A 17986-nucleotide genomic window follows, 5' to 3' on the forward strand; every position below is an offset into this window, starting at 1 on the left:
ATATGCAGGTTACAATTTACGTGACCCGGACCGATGGAAGAGGGACGACCGACAGACGGGACAGGGTATGGGTGCGGGGTTGCCTGCCGGTCGTCACCCTGGATGGGAAGTCCATCCGGGTTTCGTAAAAGGTATGAGCTTTGATCAGATCAGACCGCGAAGGGTTTGCGCCATTCCCAGTCCAATCACGAACAGGAAAAATCCGGTGCTTCCGACCACGGCGACCGTGCTGCAAAGCTCGTTTAGGCGGTTCGGATTTTCAAGCAACTTCATCATGGCGATGTCCTCCTCAATCTGTCTGAAGAAACCATACTGATCCCGTTTTGTTCTCACAAGAACAAAATTAGAACAAAGGCCGATTAAATTGTTAAGTTGATGTTTTTAAATGAAATTTATTTGTTCTCGATGTTCTCTTTTTGCTGCTGAAAATGAGAACATCGATGGTGAACACTGTGTGTCAGGTCGAATGAAACCCGCAGAAAACAAAGGCTTTACGCGAGTCTTCAAGGGGGTGGGCCATAGGAGAACGCAAAACGGAACATCGTCGCATTCCAGATGTTCCGTATTGCTTCGCAGGACCTATTCTGCGGCGGATGCCGGAATGGCTGTGCGACGGTCCGGGACACCGTCGACCTCGCTTGGCAGCGGGCGGGCCGGAACGGCGCCGATGCGGGCATCGGGCATCGGTGGGTGATCGGGGAACTGGCCATGAATGCGAATGTTTTCGCGATAGTCGCTGGCTGATTTTCCGCGATACTGGCGAAAACGCCGGTTGAAGTTAGACAGATTGCTAAAGCCGTTATTTTCGGCGATCTGATAGATCGGAAGATCGGTGCGCGATAGCTGCACGCAGGCCCGCGAAATCCGGTATTCGTTCAGATATTCGACAACACTGCGCCCGGTATAGCGTTTGAACAGCCGGTAAAAACTGCTTTCACTGACCCCTGCCACATCGGCAAGCGATGAAACCCGGAGCGGTTCGGCGTAATGGGCATGAATGAAGGCCAGTGAGCGATCCACCCGGATAGATTCGCTATTCTTCCCGGCTTCGCCGCCAAAATTGGCCGATGCCAGCGGTTTGTCGATCCCGGCAAGCAGGGCTTCAAGCAGTTCGATCATCAGGATAAAGCGCCGCCGCGGTTTGGCATCATCAAGATGCGGGCAGATTTCCCGAACCTGTTCCACGGTTTCATCGCGAAAGGAAAGACCGCGGCGCGCACGGGCAAACAATTCGTGGAAATCGGCAAATTCAACAAAATCCCGTGTCAGGTTTTCCACCCATTCCTGCGACAGCCAAAGCACATAAACCTCTATCGGGCGCGACGGATCAATGCGTTTGCATTCCCAAAGATGGGGCAGGTTGGGGCCGACCATGGCGAAATCCAGCCCGTCAAACGTCTGCCGATGATCGCCAATCAACCGCGATCCTTTGGCGTTGAGCGTCAGGGTCATTTCATATTCGGGGTGCTGGTGCCAGTTGCAGCGAAAATCATCCCAGACATAGTGAAAATAACCCCAGCTATATCCCTGTGGATTCGTGATCCGTTCCTGAATGATCCGCATATCGTCCTACTATTCATGTTCTGATCGCCGCGAATTTGCAGAATAGTATCATCCTTTGAAGGATATGACACTTTGAAAAGGTGCGATGAGGCGTATCCTTTTTCAATCGGGCGGTTTCGCGCCGGGAAGCAATCACCAAAAGCAGATTGCAGCCGGTGATTGCATCTGGGGTTCCGGTACGGGTGCCCGACCCGGACAAAAAGACCAATCAAAACGAACAAAAGCAGCTGCCAAAAGCTGTATGGGAAAACCGATAACATCCTAGGGAGGTCTCAATGACCTTGATGAAAAAATTGCTCGCAACGGCGGGCGTTCTTGGCGCAGCTTTCGTGATGGCCGGACATGCCAATGCCGCAAAAATTTCTATTTCCTGTGGTGCCGTCGGCCAGGAACTTGCGCTTTGCCAGGAAGGTGTCGATGCATGGGCAAAGCAAACCGGCAACGAAGTTGCGGTAATTTCCACCCCGAATTCGACTACCGAACGACTGGCGCTGTATCAGCAGATTCTTGCTGCCGGATCATCCGATATCGACGTGTTCCAGATTGATGTGATCTGGCCGGGGATTCTTGGCAACCACTTCATCGATCTTAACGAATACATGGCGGACGAGGCCAAGCAGCACTTTGAGGCCATTGTTACTAACAATACCTTTGAAGACCGGCTGGTCGCAATGCCGTGGTACACGGATGCAGGCGTGCTGTATTACCGCAAGGATCTGCTGGAAAAGTACGGCGAAAGCGTTCCTGAAACCTGGGAACAGCTGACTGCGACGGCTCAGAAAATTCAGGAAGGCGAACGCAAGGCCGGTAATGACAAGATGTGGGGCCATGTGTTTCAGGGCCGCGCCTATGAAGGGCTGACCTGTAACGCGCTGGAATGGGTGGTTTCGTTCAATGGTGGTTCGGTGGTCGAACCGAATGGCGATATTTCGATCAATAACGATCAGGCAAAAAAGGCGATTGAAACCGCATCAAACTGGGTTGGCACCATTTCCCCCGAAGGCGTTCTTGGCTATGCCGAGGAAGAAGCGCGCGGCGTGTTCCAGTCAGGCAATTCGGTCTTCATGCGCAACTGGCCCTATGCCTGGGCGTTGGCCAATTCGGCAGACAGCCCGGTCAAGGGCAAGGTCGGTGTTGCTGCCCTGCCCACGGGAAGCACGGATGGCCGTTCGGCGGCGGCCCTTGGCGGATGGCAGTTGTCAGTTTCGAAATATTCGGAAAATCCGGAACTGGCGGCCGATCTTGTAAAGTTCCTGACCTCCTACGAAGAACAGAAACGCCGTGCGATCAAAGGATCCTATAACCCGACGATTGCCGATCTTTACAAGGACGAAGAAGTCCTTTCGGCCAACCCGTTCTTTGGCGATCTTTACGAAACATTCACCAGTGCGGCACCGCGCCCGTCAACCGTGACCGGTTCGAAATACAATCAGGTGTCAAGCGAGTTCTGGCAGGCGGTGCATGCATCCTTGTCGGGATCGCAGAACGCCGATCAGGCGATAACCGGACTTGAACGCAACCTGAAACGTGTGAAACGTTCCGGCTGGTAAACAGGGTTTGCAACACCGGGAGGCTCTTGTTTTCCCGGTGTTGCTCCAACCCTGTTTTCGTACCGGCTTTGCTTTGGCCGGTTTGATGGATGGCGGTCATGATCGATCATCCCCCTTCAAGATCAAGAGCGGTTCCCATGGCGCAAGCTTCGTCCCTGACGCGTGCAAGACGGCGTTCGGCATGGCTGTTTTTAACACCGATGCTGGTCATTCTTGCCGCAGTGGCCGGTTGGCCGTTGCTGCGGACTTTCATCTTCGGTTTTACCGATGCAAATCTTTCCGACCTTGGCAATTATGGCTTTATCGGCTTTGAAAATTTCTATGCGGTTTATGACGGCGAGACGTTCGGCCTTCTGGCCGATCCGGAATGGTGGCAGGCAGTCTGGAACACGATTTACTTCACCGTGATTTCGGTTTCGCTTGAAACGGTGTTGGGTATCATTGTGGCCCTTGTCCTTAATCAGGAATTCAAGGGGCGCGGTCTGGTTCGGGCGGCGGTTCTGATCCCGTGGGCGATCCCGACGATTGTATCGGCCAAGATGTGGAACTGGATGCTGCATGACCAGTTCGGCATCATCAATGATCTTCTGATGTCACTGGGGCTGATTGCATCGCCGGTTGCCTGGACAGCCAATCCCGATACGGCAATGGTCGCGGTAATCATGGTCGATGTCTGGAAAACCACGCCGTTCATGGCGCTTCTGACACTGGCGGCCCTCCAGATGCTGCCAAGTGACTGTTACGAAGCCGCCCGTGTCGATGGCATTCATCCGATCCGGGTGTTTTTCAAGGTGACATTGCCGCTGATCAAACCGGCATTGATGGTTGCCGTGATCTTCCGTGCCCTTGATGCATTGCGTGTGTTTGACGTGATTTATGTCTTAACGCCGAACAATCCGAACACAATGACCATGTCGGTCTATGCCCGGCAGCTTCTGGTCGATTTTCAGGAAGTCGGGTACGGCTCGGCGGCGTCGACACTGCTGTTTCTGGTCATCGCCTTTTCGATCATGGCCTACATGATGATCGGTCGGGTCCGGCTTGACGAAGGGGGACATTAAGATGAACCGCAATGTCAAATCCCTGATGATGAAGGCAGGGTTCTATCTTCTGGTGGCGGTGATCGTGATCTTTGCCGTTTTCCCGTTCTACTATGCGATCCTGACCGCGTTCGAAACCGGGTCTGCGCTGTTTGACGTCAATTATCTGCCGGAAAGTTTCAGTTTCTCGAACTATCTGTCGGTCTTTGAAGGACAGCCGTTCGGTCGCAATATCTTCAATTCGATCTTTGTCAGTGTGATGGTTGTGGCCCTGTCGCTTCTGATGGGGGTAACGGCATCCTATGCGCTTGCACGGGTTAAATTTGCCGGGCGGGGATTGTTGCTGGTGACGATCCTGTCGGTGTCGATGTTCCCGCAGGTCGCGGTGCTGTCGGGCATGTTCGAACTGATCCGGGCCGTCGGGCTTTATAATTCGATGTTCGGGCTGGCGATTTCATACATGATGCTGACCCTGCCATTCACGGTCTGGATACTGACCGCCTTCATGCGCGAATTGCCCCGTGAACTTGAAGAAGCCGCCGTGATGGATGGGGCAAGCCCGTGGACCGTGATCACGCGTGTGTTCCTGCCGGTCATGTGGCCGGCGATGGTGACCACCGGGCTTTTGGCCTTCATCATGGCATGGAACGAATTCCTGTTTGCCCTGACCTTTACCCTGACCAATGAACAGCGCACCGTGCCGGTTGCCATCGCCCTGATTTCCGGGGCCAGCCAGTTTGAAATGCCATGGGGCAATATCATGGCGGCATCGGTGATCGTGACGGTTCCGTTGATTGTTCTGGTTCTGATTTTCCAGCGTCGCATTGTGTCCGGCCTGACCGCCGGGGCTGTCAAAGGCTGATGCGGCTTCTCGTCCCACATGACTTAAGGTGACTTAAATGGCTTTGGCCGGAAATCCTGACTGGTGGCGCGGTGGCGTCCTGTATCAAATCTATCCGCGCAGTTTCTTTGATTCGAATGGCGATGGCATTGGTGATCTGCCCGGGATTACCCAGAAACTGGATTATATTGCCGATCTGGGCGTTGATGGCATCTGGCTGTCGCCATTCTTTACCTCGCCGATGAAGGATTTCGGCTATGACGTGGCGGATTATCGGGATGTCGATCCGATGTTTGGCACCTTGGCCGATTTTGATCATCTGGTTGAAAAGGCCCATTCGCTTGGCCTGCGTGTCACCATTGATCAGGTCCTGTCGCACAGTTCCGATCAGCATGCCTGGTTCAAGGAAAGCCGGTCATCACGCGATAATCCCAAGGCCGACTGGTATGTCTGGGCCGATCCCAAGCCGGACGGCACGCCACCCAATAACTGGCTGTCGATCTTTGGCGGTTCGGCATGGAAGTTCGATACCACCCGGCAGCAATATTACATGCACAACTTTCTGGTCAGTCAGCCGGACTTGAATTTCCATAACCCGGATGTTCAGGCCCAGTTGCTTGACGATGTGGCATTCTGGCTGCGTCGTGGGGTGGATGGTTTCCGGCTTGATACCGCCAATTTCTATGTCCATGACGCGGAATTACGTGATAACCCGCCATGGGTTCCGGGTACCCACCGGCCCGAAGGCGCGCCAAAGGAAAATCCCTATACCCGCCAGATGCATGTCTATGACAAAACGCGACCGGAAAATATCGCGTTCCTTAAAAAACTGCGCGCGGTTCTTGATAAATATCCCGGTGCCACGACGGTCGGTGAAATCGGATCGGACAATTCGCTGGCGACGATGGCGGAATATACCGCCGGGGGCGATAAGCTTCACATGGCCTACACGATCAATCTGCTCGAAAGCCCGCTTGAAACGCCGCTGATCCGCGGGATGTTGCGCAATGTGTTTGACGTCCTTGGTGATGGTTGGCCGTGCTGGGCGGTGTCAAACCATGATTTCGTCCGGGTTGCGACCCGTTGGGGCAGGGACAAGGGTGGCGATAATGATGCCCGCCTTCGCATGATCCCGGCCCTTTACACCACATTGCGTGGCACGCCCTGCATCTATCAGGGCGAGGAACTTGGCCTTGAAGAAGCCATCGTCCCCTATGAATTGTTGCAGGACCCCTACGGGATTGAAATGTGGCCGGAATTCAAGGGGCGCGATGGATGCCGGACCCCAATGCCGTGGATGAATGCCAACATCCCCCATGGTGGTTTCACAACAAGTGACGCGCCGTGGCTGCCGGTCCCGCAGGATCATAGCGGGCTTGCCGTGGCCGAACAGATGGATGATCCCAATTCATTGCGCAGTTTCTATCGCGATCTTCTGGCGTGGCGCAAAATCCATCCGGAAATCATCGATGGCGATATCGAGATGCTCGATATCGATGACAATGTCATTGCCTATGCCCGGATGGCGGGCGTGGTCCGGACCATTTGCGTGTTCAACACTACACCCGATGCCCGGACCGTGACCTTGCCCGGGCGTTCGGATGCGAATTTCGCCCTTAACAGCGGATCGGTTACCGGCAATCAGCTTTCGCTGCCGGGCTGGGGCTTTTATTTCGGAACGATATAAATCGACAAGTCGAGGGAGGAACCCGCATGTCGGAAGTGGTTCTTAAGCAGGTTAAAAAACGTTTCGGTCCAATCGAAACCATTCATGGTGTCGATCTGAACATCCGCGATGGCGAGTTTTGTGTGTTTGTCGGCCCGTCGGGATGTGGCAAATCAACCTTGCTGCGCCTGATTGCCGGGCTGGAAGATATCAGCGACGGCGAACTTTCCATTGGTGGCGAGATCGTCAATGACAGGGCGCCAAAGGATCGTGGTGTTGCCATGGTCTTTCAGTCCTACGCGCTTTATCCGCATATGACGGTCTATGAAAACATGGCGTTCGGCCTTGATCTTGCGAAAAGAACCAAGGACGAACAACGCGAACGCGTGATGGCTGCGGCCAGGGTGCTGCAACTTGAAGAATTGCTGGACCGCAAGCCAAAGGAACTTTCAGGTGGGCAGCGTCAGCGCGTGGCGATTGGCCGGGCGATTGTACGCAAGCCGAAAGTCTTCCTGTTTGATGAACCGCTGTCGAACCTTGATGCCGGTTTGCGCGTGCAAATGCGCATCGAATTGACAAAACTTCATGAAAAATTGAAGTCCACGATGATTTATGTGACGCATGATCAGGTCGAAGCCATGACAATGGCCGACAAGATCGTGGTTTTGCGGGCCGGTTCGGTCGAACAGGTCGGGACCCCGCTTGAACTCTATCATCACCCGCAAAATCAATTTGTTGCGGGCTTCATCGGGTCGCCTAAAATGAACTTTGTTCCGGCGGTTGTGATGGGGGTTTCGCAACAAACTGTTACGGTTAAACTGGATTCCGGTAAAGAGGTGACGCTGCCTGTTGATGGCAGTGGTCTTGACGCCGGAGATCGTGTAACAGTGGGCATCAGACCGGAACATTGCAGCCTTGCCGATCAGGACACGGCAATGCTGTCAGGAACGGTCGAAGTGGTTGAACATCTGGGCGAGGCGGGTCTCGTCTATGTGCAGGCCGATGGGGACGAACTGTTTGTTGCCCGTGTCACGGGTGATACGGCAATTGTAACAGGATCATCCATCGGCATTCATGCCCGGGTGGAAGATTGCTATCTGTTCGATCAGAACGGACAAGCCAGACGGCGCCTTGATGTGGATTACGAACCGCTCAGAGCCCAGCTGGCAACAGGATAGGCGGTGGCGGGGGAAACCCGGCACCTGCCAACACGGTAAATACCGTGGCCCGGTCGTTTGCCAGAGCCCTTCGGGTTCGGGATCCCACCTTTACGACGGGGAGGAAACGAGTGAGAGCAAAGCAGTTCGCTTGGAAGGCTTAGGGCAAGATGACACAAACGACGACGCAGCGCCAACGGCTGAAGCATCGTATCGCTGATATCGTGATTTTCGGTGGGACCGGAGATTTGGCGTTACGCAAACTTTTCCCCGCACTTTACGAAATGGAACGTACCGGGCGTTTTGACGATACCACCCGTATTTTCGGTGCATCACGCAGCGAACATTCCGACGAAGAATTCCGCGCCAAGCTTGAAGAAGCCGGAAAGAAATACATTCCCAAAGGCGAATTTGACGCCAAGGTCTGGAAAAAGTTTGCAGCCCGCATCGCCTATGTTCAGGTATCCGCCGGGGATGAGGCCGGGTTTAAAATCCTGCATGAAAAGCTTTCCGATCAGCCGGATCGCGACCGCGTCTATTATTTCTCGACCAGCCCGTCGCTGTTTGCCGATATGGCCTTTAACCTCAAGAAAGCCGGTCTGGTAACGCCGAATTCCCGCGTTGTGCTTGAAAAGCCGCTGGGCCACGATCTTGAAAGCTGCCGTGAAATCAACGGCCAGATCGGCGAAGTCTTCGAAGAACACCAGATTTTCCGTATCGACCATTATCTTGGCAAGGAAACGGTGCAGAACCTTTTGATCCTGCGCTTTGCCAATGCCATGTTCGAACCGCTGTGGAACAGCGCGCATATCGATCATGTGCAGATCACGGTTGGCGAGGAAGTCGGCGTCGAAGGGCGCTGGTCCTATTATGACGATGCCGGTGCGATGCGCGACATGGTTCAGAACCATATGTTGCAGCTACTCTGCCTTGTCGCGATGGAAGCCCCGCATGTTCTGGATCAGGACGCGGTGCGCGATGAAAAGGTCAAGGTGCTCAAGGCACTGAAACCGATCAACGATTCCAATATCGACAGTGCCACCGTGCGCGGCCAGTACCGCAACGGTGCCGTCGGTGGCAAGGAAGTCCCGGGCTACCTTGAAGAAGAAGGTGCCAATATCGACAGCACCACCGAGACATTCGTTGCCATCCGGGCCGAACTGAATAACTGGCGCTGGGCTGGTGTGCCGTTCTATCTGCGGACGGGTAAACGCTTGCCGAAACGTCATTCGGAAATTGTCATCCAGTTCCGCGATGTGCCGCACCAGATTTTCCCGCTGGCAAAATCCATGACCAATTATCAGGCCAACCGCCTTGTTCTGCGTTTGCAGCCTGATGACGGCATTCATCTGGTTCTGAATACCAAGAATCCGGGGCCGGGGCTTGTGCGCCTGCGTCCGACGGCGCTTAACCTGTCCTTTGCCGAGGCGTTCGGTGGTCGAAGCCCGGATGCTTATGAACGTCTTCTGCTCGATGCGATTGATGGCAATAATACGCTGTTTGTTCGCCGTGATGAGCAGGACATTGCCTGGCAGTGGGTCGATGCCATTCAGGAAGCATGGCAAAGCAATCACATCACGCCCAAGGGTTATACCTCCGGCACGTGGGGGCCTTCGGCGGCCATTGCGCTGATCGAGCGTGACGGCCGGACCTGGAACGAAGAAGCCGGGTTCTGATGACATGCGGGTCGCCTTGCCTTTTGGTATGGCGGCCTTGCGTGACGATGAACCGGTTCCCAATTTTCTGGACGAAGACATGACAAACGAACGCATTTTCCAAAGCGGCGATGACATGCTTGCGGCCATGGTCAAGGAAACCGTGGAACGCCTTGAATTCGCCATTGCCACCCGCGGCCATGCCAGCATGGCGGTGGCCGGTGGACGTTTTCCCAAACCGCTTTTTGAAAAACTGTCGACCGTCAAACTCGACTGGTCAAAAGTCACCGTGACCCTTGGCGATGATCGCTGGGTGGGGCTGGATGACGATCAGTCGAACGAAAAGCTGGTTCGCGATCATTTCCTGATCAACGAGGCCCAGCATGCGCGTTTTGTGTCGCTGAAAACCGGCGATGCCAATCCCGAAGACGCAATTTCAACGGTTTCAAGCCGCCTTCGCACCGATTTGAACTGGCCGCTTGATATCGTGTATCTGGGCATGGGCGATGATGGCCACACGGCATCCCTGTTCCCGTCATCCGCGCCTGATGCCCTGCAAAAGGGACTTTATCCCGCCCATGGCGAACTGGTTGCCGCCGCGCGCCCGACCGTATCCCCGGTCCCGCGCATCAGCATGACTTTGCCCGCCATCCTTAATGCCCGGTATATTGGCATCCATATTACCGGACAATCCAAATGGTCGACCTTTGAAACCGCGAAAAACGGCACCGAGATCGAAGAAATGCCGGTTCGCGCAATCTTGCAGCAGACTGACATCCCCGTCGATCTGTGGTGGAGCGCCGAGAACCCGAAAGGCTGAACCCCATGAAACGTGAATTAGAACAGATTACCAAACGCATCATCGAACGTTCCAAGCCGACCCGCGAGGCATATCTGGAACGGATCGAAGCCGCCGCGTCCGACCGCCCGCACAGATCATCGCTGTCATGCGGCAACCTTGCCCATGCGTCTGCGGGCTGCAGTGCGGCGGACAAGGAACGCATCAATGGTGACGAAGGTGCCAATCTGGGCATCGTGACATCCTATAACGATATGCTGTCCGCCCATCAGCCGCTGGGCGTCTATCCCGACCGCATCAAAAAGGCCGTGTTCGAAGCCGGGGCAACCGCACAGGTTGCCGGTGGCGTGCCCGCCATGTGCGATGGCGTGACGCAAGGCCGTCCGGGGATGGAGCTGTCGCTGTTTTCGCGCGATGTGATCGCGATGTCGACGGCGGTATCGCTGTCGCATGATGTGTTCGATGCGGCCCTTTATCTTGGTGTCTGCGATAAAATCGTACCGGGTCTGGTGATGGGTGCACTTGCCTATGGTCACATCCCGGCGGTGTTTGTGCCAGCCGGTCCGATGCCGTCCGGTTTGCCGAACAATGAAAAGGCCCGCATCCGTCAGCTTTATGCACAGGGCAAGGTCGGTCGCAAGGAGCTTCTTGAAGCCGAAACCGCGTCCTATCACAGCCCGGGGACCTGTACCTTCTATGGTACGGCGAACTCCAACCAGATGCTGATGGAAATCATGGGGCTGCATTTGCCCGGTGCGGCGTTTGTTAATCCAAACACCGATCTGCGTGATGCCCTGACCGAAGAAGCCGCCCGTCGTGCGCTTCAGATCACCAAGCTTGGCAATGATTATCGTCCGGTTGGCAAAATTCTCGATGAAAAGGCATTTGTGAACGGCATCATCGGTTTGCTTGCGACCGGTGGGTCGACCAACCACACCCTGCATCTTCCGGCGATGGCCCGTGCGGCGGGTATCGAACTTCGTTGGGAAGATTTCGATGAATTGTCGAAACTTGTGCCGTTGCTGTGCCGCGTTTATCCGAACGGGCAGGCCGATGTGAACCATTTCCATGCCGCGGGCGGCATGGGCTTTGTGATCAGCGACCTTCTGAAAAACGGTCTTCTGCATCCTGATCTTCAGACCATCCATACCGGTGGCATGGCGGCCTATGGCACCGAGCCGTATCTGGATAATGGCAAACTGTCGTGGCGCGATGCCCCGGCCACCAGCCATGACGAGGAAATCCTGCGCCCGACCGAAAAGGCGTTTAGCACCGATGGCGGTCTTCGCATGCTGTCGGGCAACCTTGGCCGTTCGGTGATCAAGGTATCGGCGGTGAAGCCGGAAAACCGCGTGATCGAAGCCCCGGCGGCGGTCTTTACCTCGCAGGAAGAAATGATGCAGGCGTTCAAGGACGGCAAACTGCATCGCGACGTTGTCTGTGTTGTCCGTTTCCAGGGGGCGAAGGCCAATGGGATGCCCGAATTGCACAAACTGACCCCGCCGCTTGGCGTGTTGCAGGACCTTGGTTACAAGGTGGCCCTTGTCACCGATGGCCGCATGTCGGGTGCGTCGGGCAAGGTCCCGGCGGCAATCCATGTCACCCCCGAAGCCATGATGAACGGTCCGATCGCCAAGGTCAAAGACGGCGATATCGTGCGTCTGGATGCCGAAACCGGCGAGCTGATCCTGAACGTGACCGAGGCCGAACTGGCCAAGCGCGACTTTGCGACCTTTGATAACAAGGCCGAACATCAGACCGGTTTCGGTCGTGAATTGTTTGGTGTGTTCCGCGAACATGTCGGGCTGGCCGAAATGGGGGCCAGTGCGGTGCTTCCGGGGGCTGTCGAGGTCGAGGTAGCATAATGCGGCTGGTTGGTGATATCGGCGGTACCAACGCCCGCTTTGCCTGGATTGACGATAATGGCGATCCGCAATCACCGATGACATTGCCGGTCCGCGATTATGCGACCATCGGCGATGCCATGCGCGATTTCATGGTGAAAACCGATTGTGCGGATCTGAATGAATTTGCGGTTGCCGTAGCGTGCCCGGCATCCGCAGACATCATCAAATTCACCAATAATCCGTGGGTATTTTCCAAGGATGCGCTGAAGGCCGAATTTGGTCTTGATCGTCTGGTGGTGGTCAATGACTTTACCGGACTTGCGATGTCCGTGCCTTATCTTGGCGACGAAGACCTGATCACGCTGTTTGATGGTCCGGGCCGTCCGGGATTGCCCTTGGCGGTGATCGGAGCGGGCACCGGGCTTGGCGTTTCGGGGCTTCTGCGCCATGACGATCACTGGATTCCGATCCAGGGCGAAGGCGGCCATGTGTCACTGCCCGCCGTCGATGATCTTGATTATGAAATCGTCAAATTCCTGAGTGCCGAACTGGGCCGTGTGTCGGCGGAACGTATCCTGTCGGGCATGGGGCTTGAAAACCTTTATCGTGCGCTTGCCGCCATTGACGGGATCGACGTCACACCGCTTAGTGCGGCGGAAATCGTTGAAAATGCCATGCAGAAAAACGATCCGCTTTGCCTTAAGGTGCTCGATCGGTTCTGTCTGTTCATGGGCGGGGTGGCCGGTGATCTGGTCCTGACGCTTGGCGCGTTTGATGGTGTGTTTATCGGCGGCGGCATTGGTCCGCGCATTGCCGGTTTTATGAAACAAAGCGGCCTTAAGGATCGTATGATCGCCAAAGGCCGTTTCCATGATTTGATGAATGATGTGCCGGTGCGCCTGATGACGGCGAAATACCCGGCCCTGATCGGTTGTGCCAGGATTTTGACGGCCTGACCGATAAACTGGAGGATACCCAATGAGCCTTTCGTCACGCGAAATTCTGTCCAAGGCCCCGGTCGTACCGGTTCTGGTGATCGAAGACGCCAATGATGCCGTTCCGCTTGCAAAGGCGCTGGTGGCCGGTGGTTTGCCGGTGCTTGAAATCACCCTGCGCAGTGCCGCAGCCGAAGAAAGCATCAAACGCATCATCGCCGAAGTGCCAGATGCGATTACCGGTGCAGGCACGGTGATCAACGCCAAGCAAATGGAACGCATGGCAAAAATCGGCTGTGCCTTTGCCGTGTCGCCCGGCCATACCAAGAGCCTTCTGAAGGCGGCCAAGGATACCGGCGTGCCGTTGCTCCCGGGGGCCGGAACCCCGTCCGAGATCATGTATCTGCTTGAACATGGCTACGACATGCTGAAATTCTTCCCCGCCGAACAGCAGGGCGGTGTTTCGATGCTCAAAGCCCTTTCCGGGCCGCTGCCGCAGGTCAAATTCTGTCCGACCGGCGGTGTGTCATTGGCAAATCTTGGCGATTATCTGGCCCTGCCAAACATCATCACCGTGGGTGGTTCATGGGTGGCCCCCAAGGACGCGGTCAAGGCCGGTGACTGGGCCACCATCACCCGCCTGGCACAGGAAGCGACTGACAAGGTTGCCGAATTGCGTGGCTGATTGGCCGGGATAAACACCCACAAAAGGAGCCCGGTTCGGGCTCCTTTTGCGATGAAGGCTTTGGCGGGGGAATAGGATGATCATGCCCAAAGCATTGATAAATATGGTCTTCTCGCTGTACTGAGCCTTTTCTGGGAACTTTTTCCGGATTTTTTTAGAAAAAGTTCTTGATTTGTTCTTTTCGTTGTGGCATAAAGATAAAGTCAACAGGACAAATGGGTCCGGAGACAAAACCCGCAAAGCGTGATTCGCTTTTGCGGGTTTTTTGCGTTTCGGGCGGCAAAAACAGGAATGAGACGATGACAGGGCAACGATCTGAAAGGCCGCAATGGCGGGGGCGGTATCGCCAAAGGAGCATCATTGGCGCATGGAAAAGCCATTACGGCGATGGTGCGTCCGGGCCGTGAGGCCGTCGGAAATTTGCGAAAAACGGGTGTTTATCATGACGGGAGAGATGTGTCCTTGGGGCAAGGGCGTTTGTTCGGGGCAGGGATAGCCGGAGCCAAGTTGGTTCGGTCCGGTTCAGTCCGGGGCTAGTCCGGTCGGTGAAGCGTGACAATGCCGAGAATCAGAGGGCCCGAATTGCGCCCGGATTGGATCGGCACGGGGTCGGCTGGCCGGGGTGGCTGGCGGGGAGCGGCTGGCAGGATCGGTTGTCAGCGGGCCGATGGTGCGTCGGACATGCCGAAAGGCCGGTCATCGATGGCGGGATTTGTGTGTCTGCCATGCGGCAACGTTGTTGCCCTTGGGGTGAGGTGCGTTTGCGGCGTCAACCGAGGGCGGCGGGTGCTTGTTCGGGGCAGCTTGGTCCGTCCGGGGCGTGGTCCGTCCGTTCGGTGGCGTTTGGTGATGCCGGGGGCAGCGGGGTTGGTTGGCTGGATTGGCCTAGCGATTGATCAAAGCCGTCATTCCGGGCGAAGCGGAGCGCAGACCCGGAATCCATGCCCCGTTGAAAGAGACTGGATTCCCGCCGTCGCGGGAATGACGATCTGGTTGGGAGGGCTTTGTCAGCGGTCCGGGGTTGCCTGGTTTGTTGATGGGCTGGCCTAGCGATTGATCAAAGCCGTCATTCCGGGCGAAGCGGAGCGCAGACCCGGAATCCATGCCCCGCTGAAAGAGACTGGATTCCCGCGTTCGCGGGAATGACGATCTGGTTGGGAGGGCCTTGCCGGTTGGGAGGGCTGTGTCAGCGGTTTGGGAGCCCGGTGTGGGCTCCCTTTTGTTTGCTGGTGGCGGCGAGGGACGGTTGTCAGACAATGCGCGTGACGCGCCACTGGTTGCCGTCAAATGTGCGTTGCAGGCCGACATCGCGAAGCTGATCGTCACTGAGATGCGCCATCACTTCGCGTTCGTTTTTGCGTTTGCGGGCGTCGAGCGAATAGCTTGCGATCTTGTTGATCAGGCGGCCAAACGGGACGCGATTGGCGATCGGGTCGGTGCGGATGTCGAAGTTCTGTGCTTTGGTCGGGGGCTGATAGGCCATGATGTCCTCCTGATTTTCCAAAAGGTCGTGTTCTGTTGATGACCTGATCCTCTCATATGCAAAATAAAACGGGAATTTGGTTGTTTTGCAGATTTAATGTGCAAAAATAACCGGAACTGCCAAGGCCCGATCATATGGACTGGTCAAGTACATGAACTGGAACGATTTGCGTTATTTCCTGATCCTTGCCGAAGAAGGCAGCCTTTCCGGGGCTGCGCGACGGTTGCGCAAGGAACACACGACTGTGGCACGCCGGATCGAGGCGCTTGAAGAGGCGGTGGGGACCAAGCTGTTTGATCGCCTGCCGCGCGGCTGGCAACTGACGGCTGCGGGGCAGAACCTTGTGCCGGTGGCCGAACGGGTCGAGGCAGAGGCGCTTGGCTTTGAACGGCAGGCCAGGGGCGATGAAGCCGCCCACGGTGTGGTGCGGATATCCGTGCCCCCGGTCGCGGGGCGGGTTTTGTTTGCGCCCCGTCTGGCGCAATTGCTGACCGCGCATAAGGGTCTGGAATTTGAAATTATCGGTGCGTCCAACGTGGTCAATCTGGCCCGGCGGGAAGCCGATCTGGCGGTGCGCATGATTACCCCGCGCGAACCGGGCCTGATTACACGCAAGCTGGTCGAACTGGGGGTCGGTCTTTATGCCGCACGCGGATATCGTGACCGCGTCCCCGAACAGGATTGGGAATTCTGCGGGTACGAGGACACGTCCTATGGGGCGGCCAAAAAGGAATGGGTGCGTAATATCATGGGGCGGGAATTGCCCTGCCGGTTTCGGGCCGATGATACGGAATCGGTGCGGCAATTCATCGCGGCCGGGCATGGGGTCGGGGTGTTGCCGCGCTACCTTGCCGATGGCGACGACCGGCTTGAACTGATCCGGGCCGATACGGCGGGCGAAAGCCGCGAAACCGCGTGGCTGGTGGTGCATCCCGATATGCGCCGGTCCCCCGGTGTGCGGCTTGTCATGGATGCCCTGATCAAGGCCGCCGACAGCATTTCGGCAGAATTTCAGGTCTGAAAAACAAAAAGAGACCCCGTGCTGTGTATCTGCGCGGGATCTCTTTTGCTGCGTAGAGCACGTCGCATTTAATCTGCACCATTTTGCCGAAGACAGTCTTCTGTCGCACAAGGAAAGATCCGCAGAGCGTAGCGGGGCTACGGTCAAGGATCCTGACGCAGTGGGGCGGAAGACTGTCACGGCCCGAAGGGTTTGTTTTTGGCGACGTTTCGCGGCGTTACACCGTTTGACCGATGCGCCGCATCGCTCTGCACGCTGTGCCTTGCCAAACGGTTCGCCAAAAACAAACAAAATGATACAGATTAAATGCGACGTGCTCTAAGGGAGGCATATCAAAGCGTGTCGATTGCCAGAATGAAAGGGTCAGGAACCCTGATCAGGCACCGCCTTGAATCTTTTAATAATTGTCGCGGGATACATACCCGCTTTCGCTGCGTTTCAGCCCGATATCGCACAGTTGATGATCTGATAGCCGATGAAGTGCCGCGCGGCTTTGATGGCGTTTATAAGCGGCCAGCAGGGCATCAATCGCAGTTGTCACAATGTGCGACACGGTGGGGCGAGAGGGGCGCGAGGGGCGGTTCAGCCGGACATTGGTATCGCATTCGATATGATGGGAGACAGCCATGTCGAAATCTCCTTGTTTGGGGCTTCGTTTGATATGGCGTGATCATGACATGCGCATAAATATCATGTAATTCCGATAAAATGCGCTATGATTGTGCAAATTTGCGCAAGCTGGATGAGGCATCATGAACTGGAACGATCTGCGATATTTCGTCGTATTGGCAGGCGAAGGCACGCTTTCCGGTGCTGCCCGAAAGCTCGGCAAGGATCACACCACGGTCGCAAGGCGGATCGAGGCCCTTGAAAAGGATGTCGGGGCGCGGCTGTTTGACCGGCTGGGAACGGGATGGTCATTGACCGATGCCGGAGAAAATCTTGTGCCGGTTGCGACAAAGATCGAGGAAGATGTTCTTGCCTTTGAACGTCAGGCGCGTGGCGATGAAACCGCGCATGGTGTGGTACGCATTGCCGTGCCGCCAGTCGCGGGGCGGATATTGTTTGCGCCGCGCCTTGCCGAACTTCTGAAAGACCAGCGCGATCTGGAATATGAAATCCTTGGTTCCAGCGTGATTGCCAATCTGGCGCGGCGCGAGGCCGACGTGGCGGTGCGCATGGCAACCCCGGATCAAAGCGGGCTGATTGCGCGCAAGCTGACCGATATAAGATATGCGGTTTACGCGGTGCGCGGTTACACTGCCACTGTGCCGGAAAAGGATTGGGAATTTTGTGCCGACGGGCGCAATAGCTTTGGCGATTATCAGCAGGGCTGGGTATGGGAACAGCTTAACCGCCAATTGCCGATGCGGGTTAAATCCGACGATACCCAGACCGTGCTGGCCTTTGTTGCGGCGGGATACGGGCTTGGCCTTCTGCCGCGTTATCTGGCGGACGAGGATGACAGGCTGGAACTTGTCACCGATGACGTGACCAATGAACTCAGCAAGCCGGTCTGGCTGGTCGTGCATCCCGATATTCGCCGCTCTCCGGCGGTGCGGATGGTGATGGATGCCCTGATCAAGGCAACCGAAGCCATCCCCGACCGGTATAAATGCTGAATGATACAGCTGTTTGTGACCGGAAAACTGATCAAGCTTGCCAATCCGCACGTATCAATTGATGGCTCGGGATCAATCATCCCGAAAAAATGATACATCGGTTCGCCGCAGGGTGGCGGCGG

The 17986-nt window shown here is 56.0% G+C and carries 16 protein-coding genes; 12 read left to right on the forward strand and 4 right to left on the reverse strand.

Translation table 11 applies throughout. The features are described 5' to 3' along the window. Positions 1 to 144: 144 nt before the first annotated feature. The gene (locus tag SMB34_RS21545) at positions 145 to 276 is read right to left on the reverse strand and encodes a hypothetical protein (protein WP_255356831.1); all 132 of its coding nucleotides are present in this window, start codon (positions 274 to 276) and stop codon (positions 145 to 147) included. A gap of 303 nt (positions 277 to 579) precedes the next feature. Further along, positions 580 to 1563: a helix-turn-helix transcriptional regulator gene (locus SMB34_RS19050; RefSeq protein ID WP_051682424.1), complete on the reverse strand. Its 984-nt coding sequence runs from the start codon at positions 1561 to 1563 to the stop codon at positions 580 to 582. A 275-nt stretch (positions 1564 to 1838) separates the two neighbouring features. Between SMB34_RS19050 and SMB34_RS19055 the strand changes: the two genes are divergently transcribed. From SMB34_RS19055 to SMB34_RS19100, 10 genes are all read left to right on the forward strand, one after another. Beyond that, positions 1839 to 3113 (forward strand): ABC transporter substrate-binding protein, encoded by a 1275-nt coding sequence (locus SMB34_RS19055; RefSeq protein WP_205618069.1) that lies wholly within the window; start codon positions 1839 to 1841, stop codon positions 3111 to 3113. Between the two features lie 137 nt (positions 3114 to 3250). After that, complete coding sequence (locus SMB34_RS19060) at positions 3251 to 4174, forward strand: carbohydrate ABC transporter permease (RefSeq protein ID WP_007090837.1); 924 nt, start codon at positions 3251 to 3253, stop codon at positions 4172 to 4174. 1 nt (position 4175) lies between these two features. Further along, a complete protein-coding gene (locus SMB34_RS19065; protein ID WP_007090838.1) occupies positions 4176 to 5015 on the forward strand; it encodes a carbohydrate ABC transporter permease in 840 nt (279 codons plus the stop codon). Positions 5016 to 5052: 37 nt separating this feature from the next. After that, positions 5053 to 6681, forward strand: coding sequence for an alpha-glucosidase (locus SMB34_RS19070; protein WP_037992409.1), 1629 nt, complete (start codon positions 5053 to 5055; stop codon positions 6679 to 6681). A 26-nt stretch (positions 6682 to 6707) separates the two neighbouring features. Further along, a complete protein-coding gene (locus SMB34_RS19075) occupies positions 6708 to 7838 on the forward strand; it encodes an ABC transporter ATP-binding protein (protein WP_037992410.1) in 1131 nt (376 codons plus the stop codon). Between the two features lie 149 nt (positions 7839 to 7987). After that, the gene (zwf, locus tag SMB34_RS19080; RefSeq protein ID WP_007090841.1) at positions 7988 to 9493 is read left to right on the forward strand and encodes a glucose-6-phosphate dehydrogenase; all 1506 of its coding nucleotides are present in this window, start codon (positions 7988 to 7990) and stop codon (positions 9491 to 9493) included. Positions 9494 to 9497: 4 nt separating this feature from the next. Then, positions 9498 to 10292: a 6-phosphogluconolactonase gene (pgl, locus tag SMB34_RS19085; protein ID WP_051682426.1), complete on the forward strand. Its 795-nt coding sequence runs from the start codon at positions 9498 to 9500 to the stop codon at positions 10290 to 10292. 5 nt (positions 10293 to 10297) lie between these two features. Beyond that, the gene (edd, locus tag SMB34_RS19090; RefSeq protein WP_037992411.1) at positions 10298 to 12136 is read left to right on the forward strand and encodes a phosphogluconate dehydratase; all 1839 of its coding nucleotides are present in this window, start codon (positions 10298 to 10300) and stop codon (positions 12134 to 12136) included. Then, positions 12136 to 13074: a glucokinase gene (gene glk / locus SMB34_RS19095; protein WP_037992412.1), complete on the forward strand. Its 939-nt coding sequence runs from the start codon at positions 12136 to 12138 to the stop codon at positions 13072 to 13074. Before edd ends, glk begins: the two co-directional genes overlap by 1 nt. Before the next feature lie 22 nt (positions 13075 to 13096). Then, complete coding sequence (locus tag SMB34_RS19100; protein ID WP_007090845.1) at positions 13097 to 13738, forward strand: bifunctional 4-hydroxy-2-oxoglutarate aldolase/2-dehydro-3-deoxy-phosphogluconate aldolase; 642 nt, start codon at positions 13097 to 13099, stop codon at positions 13736 to 13738. Between the two features lie 1249 nt (positions 13739 to 14987). Here SMB34_RS19100 and SMB34_RS19110 read toward each other — a convergent pair. Beyond that, positions 14988 to 15221, reverse strand: a complete 234-nt coding sequence (locus SMB34_RS19110; protein ID WP_037992414.1) for a hypothetical protein — start codon at positions 15219 to 15221, stop codon at positions 14988 to 14990. Positions 15222 to 15372: 151 nt separating this feature from the next. Here SMB34_RS19110 and SMB34_RS19115 point away from each other — a divergent pair, with 151 nt between their 5' ends. Continuing rightward, on the forward strand, positions 15373 to 16242 hold the full coding sequence (locus SMB34_RS19115; protein WP_037992416.1) for a LysR family transcriptional regulator: 870 nt from the start codon (positions 15373 to 15375) through the stop codon (positions 16240 to 16242). A 397-nt stretch (positions 16243 to 16639) separates the two neighbouring features. Here SMB34_RS19115 and SMB34_RS19120 read toward each other — a convergent pair whose 3' ends face one another. After that, positions 16640 to 16870, reverse strand: coding sequence for a DUF1127 domain-containing protein (locus SMB34_RS19120; protein WP_037992417.1), 231 nt, complete (start codon positions 16868 to 16870; stop codon positions 16640 to 16642). A 124-nt stretch (positions 16871 to 16994) separates the two neighbouring features. Here SMB34_RS19120 and SMB34_RS19125 point away from each other — a divergent pair, with 124 nt between their 5' ends. Next, positions 16995 to 17864 (forward strand): LysR family transcriptional regulator, encoded by an 870-nt coding sequence (locus SMB34_RS19125; protein ID WP_037992418.1) that lies wholly within the window; start codon positions 16995 to 16997, stop codon positions 17862 to 17864. The last annotated feature ends 122 nt before the right edge of the window (positions 17865 to 17986 follow it).

Origin of the sequence: Thalassospira permensis NBRC 106175 (assembly GCF_000714555.1) — a bacterium.
Classification (GTDB): domain Bacteria; phylum Pseudomonadota; class Alphaproteobacteria; order Rhodospirillales; family Thalassospiraceae; genus Thalassospira; species Thalassospira xiamenensis.

Coding starts and splice junctions, on each gene's coding strand:
- SMB34_RS21545 (WP_255356831.1), bottom strand. CDS start 276: ATGATGAAGTTGCTTGAAAATCCGAACCGCCTAAACGAGCTTTGCAGC.
- SMB34_RS19050 (WP_051682424.1), bottom strand. CDS start 1,563: ATGCGGATCATTCAGGAACGGATCACGAATCCACAGGGATATAGCTGG.
- SMB34_RS19055 (WP_205618069.1), top strand. CDS start 1,839: ATGACCTTGATGAAAAAATTGCTCGCAACGGCGGGCGTTCTTGGCGCA.
- SMB34_RS19060 (WP_007090837.1), top strand. CDS start 3,251: ATGGCGCAAGCTTCGTCCCTGACGCGTGCAAGACGGCGTTCGGCATGG.
- SMB34_RS19065 (WP_007090838.1), top strand. CDS start 4,176: ATGAACCGCAATGTCAAATCCCTGATGATGAAGGCAGGGTTCTATCTT.
- SMB34_RS19070 (WP_037992409.1), top strand. CDS start 5,053: ATGGCTTTGGCCGGAAATCCTGACTGGTGGCGCGGTGGCGTCCTGTAT.
- SMB34_RS19075 (WP_037992410.1), top strand. CDS start 6,708: ATGTCGGAAGTGGTTCTTAAGCAGGTTAAAAAACGTTTCGGTCCAATC.
- zwf (WP_007090841.1), top strand. CDS start 7,988: ATGACACAAACGACGACGCAGCGCCAACGGCTGAAGCATCGTATCGCT.
- pgl (WP_051682426.1), top strand. CDS start 9,498: ATGCGGGTCGCCTTGCCTTTTGGTATGGCGGCCTTGCGTGACGATGAA.
- edd (WP_037992411.1), top strand. CDS start 10,298: ATGAAACGTGAATTAGAACAGATTACCAAACGCATCATCGAACGTTCC.
- glk (WP_037992412.1), top strand. CDS start 12,136: ATGCGGCTGGTTGGTGATATCGGCGGTACCAACGCCCGCTTTGCCTGG.
- SMB34_RS19100 (WP_007090845.1), top strand. CDS start 13,097: ATGAGCCTTTCGTCACGCGAAATTCTGTCCAAGGCCCCGGTCGTACCG.
- SMB34_RS19110 (WP_037992414.1), bottom strand. CDS start 15,221: ATGGCCTATCAGCCCCCGACCAAAGCACAGAACTTCGACATCCGCACC.
- SMB34_RS19115 (WP_037992416.1), top strand. CDS start 15,373: ATGAACTGGAACGATTTGCGTTATTTCCTGATCCTTGCCGAAGAAGGC.
- SMB34_RS19120 (WP_037992417.1), bottom strand. CDS start 16,870: ATGGCTGTCTCCCATCATATCGAATGCGATACCAATGTCCGGCTGAAC.
- SMB34_RS19125 (WP_037992418.1), top strand. CDS start 16,995: ATGAACTGGAACGATCTGCGATATTTCGTCGTATTGGCAGGCGAAGGC.